This is a genomic window from Paenibacillus sp. SAFN-054 (assembly GCF_051966755.1).
Taxonomy (GTDB): domain Bacteria; phylum Bacillota; class Bacilli; order Paenibacillales; family Paenibacillaceae; genus Paenibacillus_AQ.
This window is the reverse complement of the sequence record NZ_JBQCKS010000001.1, coordinates 2,312,056-2,332,602: the sequence shown is the minus strand read 5'-3', so window position 1 is coordinate 2,332,602 and position 20,547 is coordinate 2,312,056. Positions and strand designations below refer to the sequence as shown.

The 20,547-nt window shown below is 51.8% G+C and carries 16 protein-coding genes; 14 read left to right on the top strand and 2 right to left on the bottom strand.

Annotation, left to right across the window (positions count from 1 at the left end; translation table 11 throughout):
• Nucleotides 1–99: 99 nt before the first annotated feature.
• From ACTHPM_RS10635 to holA, 4 genes are all read left to right on the top strand, one after another.
• Nucleotides 100–2,739 carry a ComEC/Rec2 family competence protein gene (locus ACTHPM_RS10635; RefSeq protein WP_440395132.1) on the top strand — a complete coding sequence of 880 codons (2,640 nt, stop codon included), beginning with the start codon at nt 100–102 and terminating at the stop codon, nt 2,737–2,739.
• 303 nt (nt 2,740–3,042) lie between these two features.
• Nucleotides 3,043–3,591: an RNA polymerase sigma factor gene (locus ACTHPM_RS10630; RefSeq protein ID WP_440395131.1), complete on the top strand. Its 549-nt coding sequence runs from the start codon at nt 3,043–3,045 to the stop codon at nt 3,589–3,591.
• Complete coding sequence (locus ACTHPM_RS10625) at nt 3,588–4,772, top strand: zf-HC2 domain-containing protein (RefSeq protein WP_440395130.1); 1,185 nt, start codon at nt 3,588–3,590, stop codon at nt 4,770–4,772. Before ACTHPM_RS10630 ends, ACTHPM_RS10625 begins: the two co-directional genes overlap by 4 nt.
• A gap of 285 nt (nt 4,773–5,057) precedes the next feature.
• Complete coding sequence (gene holA, locus ACTHPM_RS10620) at nt 5,058–6,077, top strand: DNA polymerase III subunit delta (protein WP_440395411.1); 1,020 nt, start codon at nt 5,058–5,060, stop codon at nt 6,075–6,077.
• 75 nt (nt 6,078–6,152) lie between these two features.
• On the opposite strand, the gene ACTHPM_RS10615 is transcribed toward holA, so the two are convergent.
• Together ACTHPM_RS10615 and rpsT are read right to left on the bottom strand one after the other, a co-directional pair.
• Entirely contained in the window at nt 6,153–7,373 is a 1,221-nt protein-coding gene (locus tag ACTHPM_RS10615; protein ID WP_440395129.1) for an MFS transporter, read from the bottom strand.
• Nucleotides 7,374–7,481: 108 nt separating this feature from the next.
• Entirely contained in the window at nt 7,482–7,754 is a 273-nt protein-coding gene (gene rpsT / locus ACTHPM_RS10610) for a 30S ribosomal protein S20 (RefSeq protein WP_440395128.1), read from the bottom strand.
• A 160-nt stretch (nt 7,755–7,914) separates the two neighbouring features.
• Here rpsT and gpr point away from each other — a divergent pair, with 160 nt between their 5' ends.
• The 10 genes from gpr (at nt 7,915) to hrcA (ending at nt 20,534) form a co-directional block, all read left to right on the top strand.
• On the top strand, nt 7,915–8,916 hold the full coding sequence (gpr, locus tag ACTHPM_RS10605) for a GPR endopeptidase (protein WP_440395127.1): 1,002 nt from the start codon (nt 7,915–7,917) through the stop codon (nt 8,914–8,916).
• Nucleotides 8,917–9,198: 282 nt separating this feature from the next.
• Nucleotides 9,199–10,551, top strand: a complete 1,353-nt coding sequence (locus tag ACTHPM_RS10600; RefSeq protein ID WP_440395126.1) for a stage II sporulation protein P — start codon at nt 9,199–9,201, stop codon at nt 10,549–10,551.
• Nucleotides 10,552–10,581: 30 nt separating this feature from the next.
• Nucleotides 10,582–10,968 carry a hypothetical protein gene (locus ACTHPM_RS10595; protein ID WP_440395125.1) on the top strand — a complete coding sequence of 129 codons (387 nt, stop codon included), beginning with the start codon at nt 10,582–10,584 and terminating at the stop codon, nt 10,966–10,968.
• Between the two features lie 83 nt (nt 10,969–11,051).
• On the top strand, nt 11,052–12,869 hold the full coding sequence (gene lepA, locus ACTHPM_RS10590) for a translation elongation factor 4 (protein WP_440395124.1): 1,818 nt from the start codon (nt 11,052–11,054) through the stop codon (nt 12,867–12,869).
• Nucleotides 12,870–13,008: 139 nt separating this feature from the next.
• Nucleotides 13,009–14,214, top strand: a complete 1,206-nt coding sequence (gene hemW, locus ACTHPM_RS10585; RefSeq protein WP_440395123.1) for a radical SAM family heme chaperone HemW — start codon at nt 13,009–13,011, stop codon at nt 14,212–14,214.
• Nucleotides 14,215–14,342: 128 nt separating this feature from the next.
• On the top strand, nt 14,343–14,810 hold the full coding sequence (locus tag ACTHPM_RS10580; protein ID WP_440395122.1) for an N-acetyltransferase: 468 nt from the start codon (nt 14,343–14,345) through the stop codon (nt 14,808–14,810).
• 1,186 nt (nt 14,811–15,996) lie between these two features.
• Nucleotides 15,997–16,971 carry an NAD-dependent epimerase/dehydratase family protein gene (locus ACTHPM_RS10575; RefSeq protein ID WP_440395121.1) on the top strand — a complete coding sequence of 325 codons (975 nt, stop codon included), beginning with the start codon at nt 15,997–15,999 and terminating at the stop codon, nt 16,969–16,971.
• A 140-nt stretch (nt 16,972–17,111) separates the two neighbouring features.
• Nucleotides 17,112–17,696 (top strand): RNA polymerase sigma factor, encoded by a 585-nt coding sequence (locus tag ACTHPM_RS10570; RefSeq protein WP_440395120.1) that lies wholly within the window; start codon nt 17,112–17,114, stop codon nt 17,694–17,696.
• Complete coding sequence (locus ACTHPM_RS10565; protein ID WP_440395119.1) at nt 17,680–19,332, top strand: DUF4179 domain-containing protein; 1,653 nt, start codon at nt 17,680–17,682, stop codon at nt 19,330–19,332. Before ACTHPM_RS10570 ends, ACTHPM_RS10565 begins: the two co-directional genes overlap by 17 nt.
• Before the next feature lie 167 nt (nt 19,333–19,499).
• On the top strand, nt 19,500–20,534 hold the full coding sequence (gene hrcA, locus ACTHPM_RS10560) for a heat-inducible transcriptional repressor HrcA (RefSeq protein ID WP_440395118.1): 1,035 nt from the start codon (nt 19,500–19,502) through the stop codon (nt 20,532–20,534).
• The last annotated feature ends 13 nt before the right edge of the window (nt 20,535–20,547 follow it).

The window sequence follows — 20,547 nt, the reverse complement described above, 5'->3', positions numbered from 1 at the left end:
CTCTGGCATAGCAGCCATGAAGCTGCAGCCGGGGGTCTTTTTGCGTATGCGGTCTATTATTGCAAGGTGAGTTAACGTCATATTATCGGGAGGGAAATCATGGGGGCAAGGCCTTTAATCATTTGGACCATCGGCTGGATGGCTGGGAGCAGTATTGCTTATGTTTGCTCGGGCGGGCGGTTATTATGGGTCTGGTGCGGGGTGATCCTGCTGATGGCGGCGGCTGCAGCGATGCGTGGAAGTTTGCTCCGGAGTCTGGTGATCGCTTGGGCTGCCATGATGCTGTCAGGGATATACTGGGAATGGAACGATGCACGGAACGTTACGGAGCTGCCGCAGGCTTTTGCTATGGAGGCCACGGACTTGAACGGTTTGCCGGTGCAGGCTGAAGGCATCATCGTCTCGGCTGTCGACGTGGACGGAGACAGAGCGGATTTTCAAGTAGAGCTCCGGCAGGTGATAGGCCTGACAGGCAGCGCTTCGCCTGCAGAAGCTCCCGGGGCGAGTCTCCATGAACGGGTCATGGTCCAAGTGAAGCTCCAGAGCAAAGACCAGCAAGCGGCAGCCGGAAGCTGGCAGCGGGGAGACCGTGTCCGCATGAACGGTTCGCTCGAGGCTCCTGCGGAAGCCCGAAACTTCGGAGGCTTCGATTACGGAGCCTATTTGCGAACCCAGCATATTCACTGGCTCTATAAAATCAAAGGCATCCAGAATGTACAGGCCTCAGAATCTTCAATTTGGAGTACGCTTACGGTTTTCCGCTGGAATGATCGGATCCGGAGCGAGCTGGGAGGGAAGATCGAACAGGTATTTCATGAACCTGACGCCGGATATATGAAGGGGCTTCTGATCGGCATGCAGGACGATATCGACCCGGATACGTATACGCAGTTTTCCCAGCTCGGATTAACCCATATTCTTGCCATTTCCGGCATGCATGTCGCCGTGTACGTCGCCAGTCTTCTGTTTATACTATCCTTTTTTAGAATATCGCGCGAGAAATCGCTGCTCATCGTCATCCTGATGATCCCGTTATACGTGCTATTGTCCGGAGTAAGCCCTTCGGTCGTGCGGGCAGGGATTATGGGCATGATTGGGCTGTTTGCGGCGAGAAAGGGGTGGCTGAAAGACGGGATGAACATTTTGGCAGCCGCGGCTTTGCTCATGATGCTGTGGAACCCTTATTATATGCTGAGCGTCAGCTTTCAATTGTCTTTTCTCGTGACGGCCGGGCTTATGCTGTACGTGCCGTTAATGAATCCGCTTCTTCAATTTTTGCCGAAACGCTTGGCTGCCGCGGCAGGCGTGACGCTTGTAGCCCAGCTTGTCTCCTTTCCGCTCACCATCTATTATTTTAATCAGTTTTCGCTGCTGTCTTTTGCGGCCAACTTCCTGCTGGTGCCGTTGATCACATTCCTGACGCTACCTCTGGGAACCGCGGCATTGATTTTCGGCTGGATCTGGCTTCCTGCCGGAAAGGTGGTTGCCTGGGCAGCGGAAGCTTTGAATGAAGGAACTTTCTGGTTCGTCCGCTGGATGAATGGGTATCCGCAGTTCGTCACGATCTGGCGATCGCCCTCTTTCATTTGGATATGCGCTTATTTCGTGCTTCTCTACCTCCTTCTATACGGTACCGGGAAGCTCGTACCTGATACCCGCCGCATGCCTGTCGTCGACAACGAAGACACGGTCGAGCTTGAAGGGAGAGATTCGCCGGGTTTCCCACAGGTGCCTAACCGCAAAATATTATCCTCCCTGGCCTCGATTATACTTGCCTTTATATTTTTGATATATTGGGAATACCGGCCTGCGTCCTTGCACGGCGCGGGTTTGATCCAGTATCTGGATGTCGGGCAGGGAGACAGCATTCTGATTACGACGCCCAAAGGGCGAAATATACTGGTGGACGGCGGCGGTACCGTCAGTTTCCGCAAACCGCAGGATGATTGGAAAGAGCGCAAGAAGCCTTTCGAAGTCGGGGAGAAGGTGCTGGTACCGCTGCTTAAGCAGCGCGGAATCCACCATTTGGATGCGGTGATCATTACGCACGGGGATCAAGACCATGCGGGCGGAGTCCAGGCCGTTCTGGACCAGATTCCGGTCAACGCTTTGCTTTTCAACGGCACGTTGGCGGGAACGGCGTCCTTTGATAAGCTGATGGATACCGCGCTCAAGCACAAAATCCCCGTATACGAAGCTCATCAAGGCATGGAACTGAAGCCGGACAGCCGCACAGAGCTCTCTTTTTTGTCACCATTCCCACCTGTAACCGGGGAGAGTGAAGTTCCTGTCGAAAAAAACCAAAACCATGCTTCAGTAGTGTTTCTGCTCACGATGAACGAAGGAAGATTCCTTTTTACAGGCGATATGGACAAATCTGCAGAAGAGGAAGTTTTGAGTTTGGGGGGGAGCAAAGCTCAAAGCGCAGCATCTGTGAAGGCTTCGTCGCCTAATCATGGCTTTAACCTGCCTGAGGGCGGAATTGACGTCATCAAAATCGCCCATCACGGGAGCAAATCTTCCAGCGGGGAAGAATGGCTTCATTACTGGCAGCCGTTAGCGGCAGTCATTTCAGCGGGAGTCAACAATTTGTATGGCCATCCGCATGAAGAAGTCGTGGAGCGAATTGCCGCGGAGAATTCCGCGTTGTACCGTACGGATCTCGATGGCGAAGTGCAGGTGCTGGTGAAATCCGGGAAGGTGATCAGCACCCGTTCCAAGCTGGAACGACCCGAATAAAGGGCTTGAGGTGACAAAATGAAAAAAGTAAATTTCAAAAGAGTTCATATGTTAACAAAATCTTAAAGTATTGGCTGAATAAAACACGTAAAATGAGTAAGTTGGCGCAACATATATTGAAGGTGACGGGCCCACTAGAATTTGGTATTCTTAATTGGGGATTACCATGCCGCCGCAGGCGAATTCGCCATGACGTACATAAGATTCACAGGTCTTATAACGGATAAAAAATGTTTGGTTACAATTTGCAACAATTTGATGCTCTTACACGTCTGTAAGATTGCAGGGAGAGGGGGATCCTTTGTGGTAGAGCAGGGACTCATCAGAGCCGCTCAATCGGGCGATCGCGACGCTCTAATCACCCTATTAAGAGAAATTGAACATCACGTTTACCGCACGGCCTATTACATCTTAAACGACGAGCAGGATGCGATGGACGCTTCCCAGGAAGCGCTGATCCGCATTTATACCAAAATAGGCTCCTATGAAGAAAAAGCGCAGTTTAAAACATGGGTTCAACGGATCGTGACCAATATTTGCATCGACAAATTCCGGCGCACGAAGCCAACCGTTTCGATCGATGAGCATGAGCTCGTTTTTCAGGACAAACAGAACGTGGAGCAGGCCGTCATGTCTTCTTATTTGGCACAGGACATCCAGGAAGCCATTGACCAGCTGCCTGATCATCACAGGACCGTCATTGTCCTGCGGTATTTGCAGGATTTTTCTTATAACGAAATTGCTGACTGCCTGAACCTGCCTCTGAATACGGTGAAGTCTTACCTGTTCAGAGCTAGGCAGCAGCTCCAGAACATGCTCCAAGAGCATCAGAAAGGTGGTGTATCAGGATGAAATGTCCAGAGGTGGTGGAGTGGATGCACCGTTACTTGGATTATGATTTAAGCGAGGAAGAGACCGTTCAATTATATGAGCATCTAAAGCAATGTCCTGAGTGTACGGAAACCTTTCGGATGCTGAAATCTTTATCCCGGGATCTTGAGGATCTGCCTAAAGTGACACCCAAATTCAGTATCGTTGATGCGATTATGCCTCAACTCGATGCTATTGACCAGGCACGTCAGGAGAAGAGTGCCTCCCGGGAAGAAGCTCCGGCCGAAATGGTGCTTGTACCTGCCCGTCCCGCGCGAACCACCAAGTTCCGCAATTCGGTTGCTGGTCGTACCGCCATGGGCGCGGCTGCTGCGGTTATTATTTTGGGGGTGGCCATTTTCAACTACACGCCGAAGCATCTCTCGACGGCAGAAGAGCCGGCATTCAAATCCGAGCACAAGGAAAATGTGGCTGCAACTAGCGATGCAACCTCAGGCGCCGGGGGAGGACAAGAAGTTGAACCTCAGCGGGAAGAACCCAATAACTCCGGCGTAATCTCTAAACGGGATGCAGTCGACGGAGCTCCCCAGGAAAATCAGGACGACCAGGATTCTACGGCGCAGAACCAAGCTCCGGACGAGGCGGCCAAAGAGCCTGTAGCCAAATTCTCGGAGCAAGAGAACAAAGCTGAGGATCAAACCGGCAACGCCGACACGAAATCTCAGAAAAAGGCGGGCTCAGGTGAAACCGCCGACTCGGGGTCTCCTGCAGCAGCAACGAGCCCTAGTACGGAACAAACGGCCCCGGCAGACAGCGGCAGCAGCCAGGATAAATCATTGGCAGACAGCAGCAGCACGCCGGAGTCGCCTGTCGATCGGAAGACCAGCGACTCGAATCCGGATGAGAGTGAAGACAAGACTCTGATGGGAATATCGGTTTTTAAGGAACCATCGACCCAGATCGATTCCCCGGACGGCAAATATGCCGCTTCGATCGAAGAGAACAAATTGGTCATTTACAGTCTCTCGGATAAAGGCAGCGCCGAGAAAACAGTAGTCAAAACGCTGGATCTGCCAGGAACTTGGGTCTCCGGCGTCTGGTCCGCTGACAGCACGGTCTTTACGTATCAAACCACAGATGATCAGGGAGCGACAACGAGCAAAACCTATCAGGTAAACGGCTCGGCTCCTTCCAATCCTTGACTTAAAAAGGACCGGATCTGAATAAATTCGCAGGGTTCAATGCACCATGTATAGAGATATGGAATAGGATATACGGTTAGAATTCACCAGACCCGTCGTATGACCGCAGGCTGCAAAGTTTCTAGAGCTTTGCTCGGCCGGTGTTTATCATAGATGAGCTGGGAGCAGAGGGATCTTCCTACGCAGGGAAGGTCTCTTTGCTGTTTTACCCGGTCCCGATTTTTGATAAAATAGAAAACAGGCCAGATCACTACAAGGGCTACATAGATGAAAGGGGGCCTGGGCTTGGACGTCAAAGCTGCGGTCAAAGCAATCAAGCAAGGAGAGATCGCGCCGGTCTATTTGCTGTACGGAACGGAGAAGTACCAGATGAATGAATTCGTTTCCGGACTGGTGGAACAGACGCTTTCCGAGGAAGAGCGTGATTTTGCGCTGGTCCACTATGATCTCTCGGACACGCCTTTGCAGACGGTCGTTGAGGAAGCGGAAATGGTGCCTTTCATGGTGCCGCGCAAGCTGATTTTTGTCAAGGATGCCTCTGTGTTTACAGCGGGCAAAGACAATGCCAAGTTGGAGCATCGCGTCGAATCGCTCCTTGAATATATGAAGAACCCGGCAGAATACAGCGTACTCGTATTCATGGTTAATCAGGAGAAGCTCGACGAGCGGAAGAAGGTCGTCAAGGAGATCAAAACCAAAGGCACGCTGCTTTCCTTCATGCCTCTCGGCAGCGAGGATTTGCTGAAATGGGTGAACAAGAGGATAAAGGATCGCGACTGTATCCTGGAGGAGGGGGCCGCGGAAATGGTTGTGCGCAATGCTGGAACGCAGCTCCAAACCCTTTCGGCCGAAATCGATAAGCTTTGCCTGTACGCAGGCAAGGGCGGCAGCATCAGCGTTGCCATCGTTCAGGAGCTCATCGCGCGAAACACCGAACAAAATGTGTTTGCGCTTGTCGAGGACATCGCGAATTTAAGAGTGGACCGTGCACTCGGCATTTTCTATGAGCTGCTTAAGCAGAAGGAAGAGCCTATCAAAATCGCTGCGCTCATCGCCCGGCAGTTCCGGATTATACTGCAGGTCAAGGACCTCGGCGGCCAGAGCTATTCGCAGCAGCAGATCGCCTCACAGCTCGGACTTCACCCTTACGCGGTGAAGATTGCAGGCGAACAGGCCAGGAAGTTCCAGGCTCCGCAGCTGAAGCAAATCCTGAGCAGGCTCGGAACGCTTGATTATCAGATGAAAACCGGCGCCATTGACAAAGTGCTCGGGTTGGAACTGTTTTTGCTGCGGCTTGCGGCCTAAGTAGATGCATTTTGGTTCCAAGTAAAAAAGCTGACCCCCTCGTTAGGGAGTCAGCTTTTTAAATTCGCAAAGGGGTTACGACATGCCGACCCCGGAGCCGTTGTCCACTTCGGATGAGCCTGAGCGGCTGAAGCGCTGCGACCAGAAGGCAAGCCCCATCGTGAGCAGCAGCAGAATGCCCGTCAGCAGGAACACGGCATGGATGCTGAATATGCCGCTGATCGCGCCGCCCGCCAGCGGACCCAGCATGCCTCCAAGCTGGTTGGAGGTCTGGCTCAGGCTGAATGCCCTGCCCCGGAACTCGGCGGAGGTGGCACGGACGATCAGGCCGTTGAGCGCCGGGAAGACCGCGCAGAAGAAACAGCCGTACAAAAAGCGGACGATCGAGAACCCCCAAATGTTATGAAAAGGGATCTGCAGGAGCGAGCCGATGCCGCCGGCGAATAGTCCGATGAGCAGTATTTTTTGAAAGCCGATTTTGTCGGCAAGCTTGCCCCAACGGGGGGCAAAGATGATGCTCGCTACGCCGACAAGCGAGAAAATAACTCCCGCCAGGATGGAGGCGTTGGAAGCCGAGTGCCCAAATTCCACGATATAGAGCGGAAGCACCGGCTCGATCGTCATAACGGAGAACTGCGTGAACATGGTCAGCACCAATACGACGACAAGCATTTTATTGTGAAGCGCCAGCTTGACGGTGTTAAACACGGACACGCGTCCCTTGCCTGGCACGAATTTTTCCTCTTTGACGTAAAAAATGACGAGCAGGGTGGCCAGAAAGCACAGCACGCCCGCACTGGCAAATGCCATGCGGTTATCGAACAACTTGGCTAATACGCCCCCGAGAAGCGGTCCCATGATACTCCCGGTAGCTGTCGCGGTCGACATGGTCGATAAGGCATATCCGACCTTATGCTCCGGCGTGTTGGTACCGACGATGGCAATGGCGCCAGGAATGAAGCCGGACAACAGGCCTTGAAGAATCCGAAGAATAAGAAGCTGTACGGGACTGGTGACAAAGGAGGTCAGCAGATAGATCACGCACAGGACGAAGCCGGCGCGAACGATCATGGCCTTACGCCCGTACTTGTCACCGACAGAGCCCCAGAACGGAGATGATAAGGCGCCTGCCAGAAATGCGCTGCTGAACAGCAGGCCGGACCACATTTCAACGTTTTCGGTCACGCCGATTTGGATTAAGAAGATAGGGAGAAACGGAATCACCATGGAGAAGCTTGAAGATACGATAATTGAGCCGAACCATAATACCCATAAGTTTTTCTTCCAGATTTCCACTGCTCTCGTCAACTCCTTGAGACTATTATGTATATGCTGAATTAAAAAGTCCTGACCAGCTTTTCAGCTGTTCAGGACTCTTCATTTTCATCGTATGGATAGCGCTTCTTATGCTTGAGCATTCAGAGCGTTAAGTTTTTTCGCCAAGCGGGATTTCTTGCGGCTCGCAGCGTTTTTGTGTACGAGACCTTTGCTTACAGCTTTATCCAGCTTCTGGGAAGCGGCTTGAACTGCAGCTTTTGCAGCTTCAACTTCAGTACCTGTCAGCGCAGTGTCGGCAGCTTTAACAGCTGTACGAAGCGCGGATTTTTGGGAAGCATTAAGCGCACGGCGTTTGTCGTTCGTTTTTACGCGTTTTACGGCGGATTTAATGTTTGGCATTGCATTCACCTCCTGTAAGGCATTCGAATAGCTCGAAATGATTCACAACTTAAAATAGTTTAGCATGGGGTACCGTAAAAAGCAATACTTAAAAGGCTTTGCATAATCAGGGACCTCCTCCCGCACACTAAGCGAAAAGGAAAAGGAGGAGGAGTTGTACATGGAATTGGATTTGCAGCAGTATTCCGTACGCACCGATTTGGCGGTGGATGCCCGCGAAATGGCCGCAAAGCAGTATCCGGGATCGATTCCGGGCGTAGATGAGGAAGTATCCGATAAGGACGGGATCAAAGTCACGCGTTTGAATGTGCTGAATGATGAAGGCTCGCAGGCGATCGGGCGTGTCAAAGGGCACTATGTCACGCTGGAGGTGCCAGGGCTCCGCAATGGGGATACAGGGCTGCAGGAGCGGGTGACGGAGGCTTTCGCGAGAGAATTCGAGGATTTCCTAACTTTAATAGGTATTCAGAAAAAGGATACCGTTCTCATTGTCGGGCTTGGCAACTGGAACGTCACGCCGGATTCGCTCGGACCGCTGGTCGTGGAGAACGTGCTGGTGACCCGCCAGTATTTTGAGCTGATGCCGGATCAGGTGGCTCCGGGCTACCGCCAGATCAGCGCCATCGCTCCAGGCGTGCTTGGCATTACGGGCATTGAATCCAGCGAAATTGTGCAGGGCATCGTGGAGCGGACCAACCCGGATCTGATCATCGCGATTGATGCACTGGCATCACGGTCGTTGGAGCGGGTGAACACCACGATCCAGATTGCGGATATCGGCATCCATCCGGGTTCAGGCATCGGCAACAAGCGCCGCGGTCTGACCAAAGAGGTACTCGGCGTTCCATGCATTGCGATCGGGGTGCCTACCGTGTGCTATGCGTCGACGATCGTGAATAACGTTCTGGAAATGATGAAGAAGCATTTTGGGCAGGAAACCGATCAGACTAGCCAGATCATGGGACTCTTGAACGGCATCTCCGAAAATGAACGGCTGGCGCTCGTCAAAGAAGTGCTGGAGCCGCTCGGTCATGATCTCATCGTAACCCCCAAAGAAATCGACGAATTCATCGAGGACATTGCCAATATCGTGGCAAGCGGTCTCAATGCGTCGCTGCATGATGCTGTTGATCCGGGGAACTCGGGAGCCTATACGCATTAAAAGGCATGCCGGGTAACAATCGAATCTGTACATTACTACGGGAAGCTCTGAGAATCTAGCAGGGCTTCTTCTTTTTGCTCCTATAATACCCTCCTCAACAGCTAGAGAAGTCGAGGGACATTAAGTCTGAAGACATGAGTGATTTTCCGAAATCTTCCATAGCGATACAATGCTCCCTGCCTCCTGTGCCGAACTTTTTTGTGTAAATATATCATTTTTGGTTCTAGTGAATCTCTTCGGATCATAGTTTTGGAGTATAAGAGAGTTCAGGAGGACAACACAATGAAGAGGAATGGGTTTCAACTTTGGAACATCGGCAAATGGAGAGCCAAACTGCTGCGCAGCCTGTCGATGGGAAGAACGTTTTTGCTGCTGACGTTGGGTTCTTTTGTTTTTTTTCTGCTGCTGGGTCTGGGCGGTTTGGCGGAGCAACGTTTGAACACCTCTCCCGTTTCATCCATGAAAGGGTTCGCCGGCTCGCTTTCCAGCAAGTTTTTTATGGACATGCTGGGCATGGAGCTCCAGCATATAGATAAGGAAAAGGGAGGCTCTACCTTCTCCGGTGAAAAAATGACCACCTTCGTGTTTCAGATGCTGACGAGTGTAAATCCCCGTGATCCGAAGAGCCTGCTTGCGAAGGAAATGCCGGGAATGGGGGCAAATGATCCGGTCCTGCTCCGAAGTGCGGCGGGCAATCAGAATTTGGACCCTCCCGAAGATTATCACCTGCCGCCGGACTTGGAAGAGCAGGGCGACAAGCAGGCAGGAACAGCCGATCCGAAACCAACGGGCAAGACCCCTGACAAGTCAACGAACCAGGCTCCGGATAAAACTCCTGTCAAGGAACCGGCGGGCGGGGGCAAAAAAGAACCTAGCCATCCCGGAACGGCAGCAGAAGGGAAGAAGAGTCAAACGGACAACCCGGCACCGCCTGCGAATGCATCCGGCAAAAAGGCCGTTATGATCTATCACTCTCATCCGCAGGAAGCCTATAATCCGCTGCTGAGCAAAGCAAGCTCGAATCCAAGCTCCAAGTCCCCTTCCCAAAACGTGATGTTGGTCGGTAAATACATGACTGATAAGCTGGAAAAGCTCGGGATCGGGACGCTTCATTCGCAAAAGGATTATGCGGCCACGGTCAAGGATTATAATTATAACTATTCCTATAAATATACACGCCAGACGGTGAAAGAGGCGCTGGCACAAAATAGCGGTCTCGATTACTTGATCGATATCCACCGCGATTCCCAGCGGCACGCCAAGACGACGACGGTAATCGACGGAGCCAGCTATGCACAAGTCTTCTTCATCATCGGCCACCAGAACAAAAACTGGCGCAAAAACGAGGCCTTTGCGAGTACCCTCCATGAGAAGCTTGAAAAATCCTACCCGGGAATATCGCGGGGGATTTGGGGGAAAACTTCGGCACAAGGCAACGGCGAATATAACCAGTCCCTGTCGGACAACAGCATTTTGATTGAGGTTGGCGGCATTGACAGCACGAACGCGGAGCTGAAACGGACCGCGGAGGTGCTGGCCCAGATCATTGCGGATTTGTATTATACGGACCAGAAGGCAGAGAAAGCGAATGTGGACAAGTCGGTATCCGGTGCGAAAACGGGGGCCAAAAGCTAATCCCGGACAGGGACGAAGGAGGAACCGGTTATGTCGAAATGGAGCAAACGGATATGGATGGTGGGCATCTGGGCAGGAATTGGCATACTGATCGGCATGCAGCTTGCCGGTTCCGGCGGTTCGCCGGATCCCGGCAAAACAGCGGCATATGCCAATCAGCAAACAGCGCAAGCGGCTAACGCTGACCAAATCCCTGCGCCAAGGCAGAGCTCGAACCGATTCAAAGTGGAGGACAAACAGCCGGAACAGATCGAGGTTCAGGATGTAAGTACCCAAACGCCGGAGCAGATTCTGCAGGCAAGTGAGAACAAGCCGACCGTTGACGTGCTGGCCGACAAGACAGCCGGCCTGTTGCAGGACCTTTCCCAGAAGGGAATCCGCATGGTGGTCTCCCTGTTCGATTCCATCACCGATTAATCCTTTGCCTGTGGGATTGCCCGCCTTTATTTCAACTGCTATAATGAATTGATTGACACATCAGGCTGTTTTGGGGGTAGGGCATGACAGACGTACAAGCTAGGCAAAAGAACATTCGTAATTTCTGTATCATTGCACATATAGACCACGGCAAATCAACGCTTGCCGACCGGATCTTGGAGTATACAGGCGCATTGACCTCCCGGGAGATGCAGGAACAAGTACTGGATCAGATGGATCTCGAACGCGAACGCGGGATCACGATCAAGCTGCAGGCCGTGAACCTTACATACAAGGCGGACGACGGCCAGGAGTATTTGATCAATTTGATCGATACCCCGGGGCATGTCGACTTCACTTATGAGGTATCGCGAAGCCTTGCGGCATGCGAAGGCGCCCTGCTGGTGGTGGACGCCGCGCAGGGAATTGAAGCCCAGACGCTGGCGAACGTGTACCTGGCGCTCGACAACAACCTGGAGATCATTCCGGTCATCAACAAGATTGACCTGCCGAGTGCGGATCCGGAGCGGGTCAAACAGGAAATTGAAGACGTCATCGGCCTGGATGCCAGCGAAGCGGTGCTCGCTTCGGCCAAGGCAGGCATCGGGATCAAGGAAATCCTCGAGCAGATCGTGAAGCAGGTGCCGGCTCCTACCGGGGAATCGGAAGAACCGCTGAAGGCGCTCATTTTCGACTCGCATTATGATCCTTACAAAGGCGTCATCGTATATGTGCGCGTCGTTAACGGCAGCATCAAGACCGGATCAAAGATCAAAATGATGGCGACCGACAAAACCTTCGAAGTTATTGAAGTGGGTGCCTTTAAGCCGCGGATGACGATCGTGGATGAGCTGAAGGTCGGCGATGTAGGCTTCATCGTGGCGGGAATCAAGCATGTCGGCGATACCCGCGTCGGCGATACGGTTACCGATGCGAAGAATCCGACACTTACGCCGCTGCCGGGTTACCGCAAAATTAACCCGATGGTATACTGCGGCTTGTATCCGATCGAAACGTCGGAATATAACGATTTGCGTGAAGCACTCGAGAAGCTGCAGCTGAACGACGCTTCCCTAAGCTTCGAGCCGGAGACGTCCAGCGCGCTGGGCTTCGGCTTCCGCTGCGGATTCCTGGGCCTCCTTCACATGGAGATCATTCAGGAGAGAATCGAACGCGAGTTTAACATCCCGCTCATTACGACAGCGCCAAGCGTTATTTACCGCATTGAGCTGACCAACGGCGAAACGATCCAGATCGATAATCCTTCCAACTATCCGGAGGTCGGCAAGATCGAGTCCGTCGAGGAGCCTTACGTCAAAGCGGGCATCATCGTTCCGAACGACTATGTTGGTACCGTTATGGAGCTCTGCCAGAACAAGCGCGGTGAATTCGTGAACATGGAATACATGGACACGACTCGTGTGACGATTACGTATGAAATTCCGTTGTCGGAAATCGTGTATGATTTCTTCGACCAGTTGAAATCCGGAACCAAAGGATACGCTTCCTTTGATTACGAGATTTCGGGATACCGCAAATCGAATCTCGTGAAGATGGATATCCTGCTGAACGGCGAACAGGTGGATGCCCTGTCATTCATCGTCCACCGCGACCGGGCGTACCATCGCGGACGCATCATCTGCGAAAAGCTGCGCGAGCTTATTCCGCGCCAAATGTTCGAGGTGCCGATCCAGGCATCCGTCGGCACGAAGGTCGTTGCGCGTGAAACCGTTAAGGCGATGCGCAAAAACGTCCTTGCCAAGTGTTACGGCGGCGACATTTCGCGTAAGCGGAAGCTGCTCGAGAAGCAGAAGGAAGGCAAGAAACGCATGAAGCAGGTCGGCAGCGTCGAGGTGCCGCAGGAAGCGTTTATGGCCGTCCTGAAGATCGACGACAATTAATTTTCACTCAAGCAGGGGAAGCCGCTCGCGGCGTTTCCTCTGTACTCGGGGCTTCTCGCGAAGCGCCTGAATCCGTGTTGCAAAGCAGCAGCCCCACTTTGTGTGGGGTTTTTAACATATTAAGGAGGGGAATTGAATCATGACAGTCATACAGCCGCATGCTGCGGAAGCCGCAGCGTCCCAAGGGAACCGGAAGCCGCAAGCGGTCTATCTTCACATTCCCTTTTGCACGAATAAGTGCTTTTATTGCGATTTCAACTCCTATGTGCTGAAAAACCAGCCAGTGATGGAGTATTTGCAGGGCCTGGAACGCGAAATGGAACGGACCGTCAAGGAGATTCCTCCCGGCGAGATCAAAACCATCTTCGTAGGGGGAGGCACGCCGACCGTTCTGAAGCCGGATGAAATGGAATATTTTCTGAAGACAGTGCGCACATATTTTCCCAACTGGTCGGATTCGATTGAGTTCTCCATGGAGGCCAATCCGGGTACGACGGATCTCGAAAAGCTGTCGGTCATGCGCGAAGGCGGCGTCAACCGTGTGAGCTTCGGCGTGCAGTCATTCCAGAATGAGCTGCTGAAAGGCATTGGACGGATCCATGATACGGACGATGTATACCAGAGCCTGGAGAATGCCCGCAAGGCCGGATTCGAGAACATGTCGATCGACCTGATGTTCGGCCTGCCGAACCAGACCGTCGAGATGCTGGCCGAGAGCGTGGATAAGGCACTAGCGCTCGACTTGCCGCATTATTCTATATACAGCTTGAAGGTGGAGGAGAATACGCTTTTCCATACGATGTATAAGAAAAATCAGCTGCCGCTTCCGAACGAGGATGATGAGCTGCAAATGTACCTTCTGCTGATGGATCGCATGAAAAAGGCAGGATACGAGCAGTACGAGATCAGCAACTTTGCGAAGCCCGGCTATCACAGCCGCCATAACATGGCGTATTGGCTTAATGAGGATTACTATGGTTTGGGAGCCGGAGCCCACGGTTATGTCTCACACCGGCGCCATATGAATATCAAAGGCGTCACCCCTTATACGGAAGCGACGAAGGAAGGACTGCCGCGGCTCGAAACCTTTACCGTTCCGAAAGAAGAAGCGATGGAGGATTTCATGATGGTCGGCCTGCGCGTGTTGAGCGGCGTATCCGATCGCCATTTCCAAGAGCAGTTCGGGCTGACGATCGAGGAGGTTTTCGCGAAGCCCCTTCATCAAATGCTGGATGCCGGACTGATGGAAAAAACGGGCGAGGGCTACCGTCTCAGCGAACAGGGACTCCTGTTTGGAAATGATGTCTTTGGCACATTTATCGGGTCGCTGACGCTAAAAGATTAGCTTGAACTTCTATACGTGATGTTGTATATTTATTCATATTATAAAACAGCACGTATTAAGGATGCGCAAAGTTCTACTGGCTATTATCGCCTGTATTACACCGTCCTTACCATAGGAGGAGAAGTAAGATGCCGGCTGTAGTCACATGCAGAATGGCGGTCCCGGAGGATGTTGAGCCGCTCTTTCAGATGATCGATGGATATGCACAGAAGGGGATTATGCTGCCCCGGTCCCGCAAGGTGCTGGAGAAGCAGCTGGATCAGTTCGTGGTTGCGGAAGTGGATGGTCAGGTGATCGGATGCGGTTCGCTCTGCCGCCTGGGCCATGATCTGGTTGAAATACGTTCCCTGGGCATTATGGATGGGTACAAGGGACTTGGAATCGGCTCCAAGCTGGTCAACAAGCTGACGGAAGAAGCGATACGCCAAGGAATTCCTAAAATTATGGCATTGACGTACGAGGTATCCTTTTTCGTGAAAAACGGATTTACCGTGGTGGAGAAGGAGATTTTTCCGGAAAAGGTATGGACGGACTGCGTGAACTGCAGCAAGCAATCCTGCTGCGACGAAATTGCTGTGCTGAAAATGCTGAACTAATCGGACAGACAACCAACTGGTGAATAATAGGAACCATCTTTCCGCAACGTCTTTTGGACGGACGGAAGGATGGTTTTTTGTGTATTAAGGCTGTGGTAAGCCGGATTGAAGTCGGCTTGGTTACTGTCCATGATGCACCATGTAGTCGGTTTTTCGCATATATTCGGCTTGGTTGCTGTCTGTGCTGCATCATGTATTCGGTTTTTCGAATCCATTTGGCTTGGTTGCTATCTGTGCTGCACCATGTATTCGGTTTTTCGCATATATTTAGCTTGGTTGCCGTCAGTATTGCATCATGTATTCGATTTTTCGCATATATCCGGCTTGGTTACTGTCCGTACTCCGTAATGTATTCGATTTTACGAATCCATTTGGCTTGGTTACTGTCCGTGCTCCGTAATGTATTCGGTTTTTCGTATACATTCGGCTTGGTTGCCGTCAGTGCTGCATCATGTATTTGATTTTTCGCATATATTTAGCTTGGTTGCCGTCAGTATTGCATCATGTATTCGGTTTTTCACATATATTCGGCTTGGTTGCTGTCGGTGCTGCACCATGTATTCGGTTTTTCACATACATTCGACTTGGTTACTGTCCATGCTCCGTAATGTATTTGATTTTTCGCATATATTTAGCTTGGTTGCCGTCAGTATTGCATCATGTATTCGATTTTTCGCATACATTCGACTTGGTTGCTGTCTGTGCTCCGTAATGTATTCGGTTTTTCGTATACATTCGGCTTGGTTACTGTCCGTGCTCCGTAATATATTCGATTTTTCACATATATTCGGCTTGGTTACTGTCCATGCTCCGTAATGTAGTCGGTTTTTCGTATCCATTTGGCTTGGTTGCTATCTGTGCTGCACCATGTATTCGGTTTTTCGCATATATTCGCCTCGATGCCAGCCATTCCGCGGCATGTATTCAATTTTTCGCATATATCCGGCTTGATTGCCGTCCATGCTCCGTAATGTATTCGATTTTTAACATAAATTCACCCCAATGCCGTCCTTTCCGCGTCATGTACTCGCTTTTTCGCATCTTATTACCTGCAAAGTTTGGGAAATATTTCACATAATGATCAAATATAAAGCATGCAAAGCTTCAAATTCATGTTATCCTAAATTTAGGAAACAACCTGTAAGCCGAAATGACCATGACGACTATTCCAAAGGGGCTGAACATCATGAAAGAAGTATTTGTGCTTGGCGGTACCGGATTTCTCGGATATTACACGGTAAAAGAACTGCTGCATCGTGGTTACGGCGTAACGACCATTTCGCTTCCTCCCATGCCGGCAGAGGGCTTGTTCCCGCCTGAAGTCGATTGCAAGCTGGGGAATATGAATGATATGAGTGACGAAGAGATTTTGGCTTTGTTAAGAGGAAAATACGCTTTTGTCTATGCAGCCGGGGCTGATGAACGTGTCGTGCCGGAGGCGCCTGCCATGAAATTCTTTTATGAAGCGAACGTGCTGCCGACGCAGCGGTTAGCTCGCCTCGCAAAAGCTGCCGGCGTGAAGAAGTTCGTATTGTTCGGCTCGTACTTCGCCCACTTTACCGAAGTGTGGACGGACTTGAACCTGAAGGAGCATAACGCCTATCCGCGTACCCGCCTGCTGCAGGAAGAAGTGGCTTATATGGAGGGCGAAGGCGGCATGGATGTCATGACGCTGCGCCTGCCGTATATTTTCGGAATGATGCCGGGGCGGACACCGCTGTGGACCATGTTCGTGGACAGGGTAAAAGGACAAGAGGTTGTGCCGGTGCTTGGCGGAGGAACCGCGATGGTGACGGTGCAGCAGGTCGCTGAAGCCGCCGTCGGTGCCATTGAGAACGGCAAGCATCGTACGGGATATGCCATCGGCGGGATAAATATGAAGCATAGCGAATTCCATCAGATTATTGCGGACCTGCTCGGTCAGACGGAAACCAAGGTTGTCGTTATGCCGGTCGAGCAGATGAAGCCTGCCATGCAAAAGATGGACGAGGAAGCTCTCGCACACGGGAAAGAGCATGGCATTCACATCGGCGATACGGCGGAGACGCAAGCCCGGGATGCTTATACCGATCCGCAGGATACGATGCCTGTGCTGGGGTATAAAGAGTACGATGTAAGAGCAGAGATGATTGAAACGCTGAAAGCATGCATCAAAGGATAAAGCAAACGGAAAGCACGGAGGCATTCATTCAATTACAGGATGAATGCTTCTTTATGAATGTGAATGAAGCTTTAATAGACCATTTCCTTCTCGGGTCATGTAAGATGACGGGAGGGAAGTGGTTTTTTGCATACATAAAAATGGAACGATTGCCGGGTGATGTGGGTCATATCATCGAGACGTCAAACAAGGGAGGTGCCAAACGATTGAATGACCGCGAGCTTTTTGAGGCTTACAAGGAACAAGTCTACCACCTCTGTTATTACATGATGCAGAACCGCTCGGACGCCGAGGATCTGTGCCAGGAGGTGTTCGTCAAAGCGATGCTGGCCGACAGGTCGCAGGTCCGGGAGCTGAAGCCGTGGCTGCTCCGGATCGCATCCAATGAATGCAGCAGCGTGCTCAGAAGGCGTAAGAACGGCTGGGCCAAGGAACTGAGGGCCTACCTGCTGACTCGCACCCGTGCCTCCAATTCGGTAGAGGAGATTGTGGACCAGCGGGAAATCCGAACAGAGTTTCAGCTGATGTACGGCAAGCTTCCGGATAAAATCCGGATGGCTGTCATCCTGCGTTATGTCAATGATCTGACGGTTCCGGAAATTGCGGGACTGCTCGGCATCCCCGAAGGTACAGTGAAATCAAGATTGAACCGCGGAACTAAACTGCTGGGACGGATGGCTGCATTTCAAGAAAAGGAGTTGATCCGAAATGAGTCGGTATTATGATGATAGGGTTCACGTAGAAGCGCCTCCCCGTCCCGATTACGACCGGATGTGGAGCGAGATTGAAAGAGAAGCGTCCAGACGCAGGTCTGCGTTGCTACAGCTCAATCCTTCACCGGGAGCTCGGAGAAAATGGATTCCGGCCGCCGTCGTTTTTGCTTGCTTTATGGCTGCCGCTGTTCCGGTTTTCGCCGGCGTTACGCTGAATTGGGACAGCTTGTATGGCGGTCGGAGCGTGACGAGTGCGCTAAACAACGGGGTGGGCCAACGCTATGATATGGATGCAACGAGCAAGGGAGCGACCATGAGCCTGAAGGGGGTCGTGACGGACGGAGAGAAAATGAAATTGCTGGTCTCGTTCGACGCCGGGTCCGCCATAAAGCCGGATCCTGATGAATTTATGGAACTGGAGCGCATGGTGATCAAGGACGGGACGGGCGCGGAGGAATCCGTAAACGGTTATTTGAAGTATGACGAGTCCAGTGGAAAGCTGCTTGGAATTTATGAAGCCAAGGATCTGTTGCAGAGCAGCAAGAAAAAACTGACGCTGGAAGCTGGTGGCCTCGTATCCTATAAGACGGTCGATAAACCACTCAGCAAGGTGCCGGAAGCGGGGGAAGCGCTGTCGACAGGGGAAGCCCAATATCCTGAAATCCGCATCAAGTCCGTGACAGAATCAAAAGATAGTTTGTCTGTCAGGTATATCGTTACTCCGCGGGACCCAAGTGATCAGGGGCACGGCGGGCCTCATTTAACGATCCGTGCCGGCGGTGGAAGCAGCCGAGGGAAGGTGACCCAGCATCCTTCTGACAATGACGGAATTGTAATGGAACAGATTTTCAGCCATATGAACCTGCAAGAATGGAGAGCATCAGAACTTCACTTTAATTATATGAAGGAAAGCCAAAGGACGGAGGGCACATGGTCTTTCCAATTCAAGGCGGACGGCCGAAAAGCGAGTGAAGCCATCTACTCGCAGCCTCTGCAGACGAATGCCGAATTTGAGCAAAAATCGGGAGTCAAGCTTGATACGCTAACCGTCACACCTCTTGAGATTATAATCGGCATCAAGGATGAACGGGGGATGAAGGACCGCAGCCCGCAGGGGGATGTTATCTACAGGGATGTACGCCTGCGGGTAGGCGAACAGGAAATAACCGGGTCTTATACCATCAAGGGAGACGATCCGGAAAACTATAAGCATGTCTTCGCTTTCGAATCGCCGGAGTGGTACAAAGATTGGTCCAAGGTTCCGATGAAGCTGATCCTGAAGGATGCCAGCGTCGTCAAACGAGATACGGCCAAAAACTGGATGACCCTGGATCGGCCGGAGCCTGAGAAGAAGTTCATCGATATGAGGCTGGAATCCTTTACGGTCCATTTTACTTATTATATGGATGGAAAGGACTTGATGATCGAATCTGAATCGGACGATGCTTCCTTTAAGGGGATCAGCCAAAGCACACTGCGCGTGGACGGTAAGACATTGTTTCCGGAAATGTCGCCTCGGGGCCCCGAGGCACAAAGCAAGAATATTGAAAGATATCCGGACTTTCAGATGAAAGATGCCGTAGAACTGAATCCGGGGTTCTACAGCTATCGCGATCCGTCCCGCAGTCTGGAGTTCATGCTCCGATAAGCGCTGCAGTTCAGAGAGTTTATCTGAATTTACAGTGTAAGGGGCGACATGCCGAACTGACTTGACAATGCTCATGTCAGTTTGGTATTTTTGTATTAGCGGTTAGCACTCAACGAAGACGAGTGCTAACGATTGGCGAAAGTCACCGACCAGAGGGAGGGGAAGACATGCTTACCGAACGTCAAAGATTGATACTGAATGCCATTGTGGACGATTACATCCGCTCAGCGGAACCTGTCGGCTCGCGCAGCATTTCGAAACGGGGAGATGTCGGATACAGTCCTGCGACCATTCGCAACGAAATGGCTGATCTCGAGGATCTGGGCTTCTTGGAACAGCCTCACACATCCGCCGGACGCATCCCTTCTCATAAAGGTTACCGATATTACGTGGATCATCTGGAACCGCTGAATGAAGCGCTCCCTACTGAGCAGCATACGCTGCGGGCTTACTTTGCGGAGAAGCTGAACGCGACGGAGCAGGTCATCCAGCACGCCGCCATGATCCTTTCCCATATTACCAACTATACTTCCATCCTGCTTGGGCCGGAAGTTTTTCATACGTCGCTGCGCCACTTCCAGCTGCTGTCCCTCAACGATACGACCGCGGTCGCCATTATCGTGACCAGCACGGGACAGGTCGAGAGCAAAACGGTGTCTGTGCCGCCGGGCATTTCTGTTTCAGAAATGGAAAAGGTGGTAAATCTGCTTAACAGTAAACTGGTGAACGTACCGCTTTATAAGCTTAAGTCGAGACTGTACAGCGAGCTCGGCCAGGAAATGCAGCGTCATTTGACCAATTTCGAAGAAATCATGGGCATCTTGGACAACATATTCGTTGACACGGATACGGATCAGCGCGTGTATTTGAGCGGCGCAACCAACATGCTGACGCAGCCCGAATTCAAGGACGTAGATAAAGTGAAGGACATTCTCGATCTGCTTGAGGAAACGCCTACACTCATGAAAATGATGGCGGCTACGCAGAGCTCAGCGGGAATTCGGGTTCGGATCGGCACAGAAAACGACCATGAAGCATTCGCGAACTGCAGCTTGATTACGGCTACCTATTCACTCGATGGCGAAGCGCTCGGAACGATTGGCATTCTGGGTCCGACCCGCATGGAATACGCGAGGGTTATGAGCCTGCTCGGCATGGTATCCAAGGACCTGACGACGATGCTGTCAAGGCTTTACAAATAAGGAGGCTTGAGGA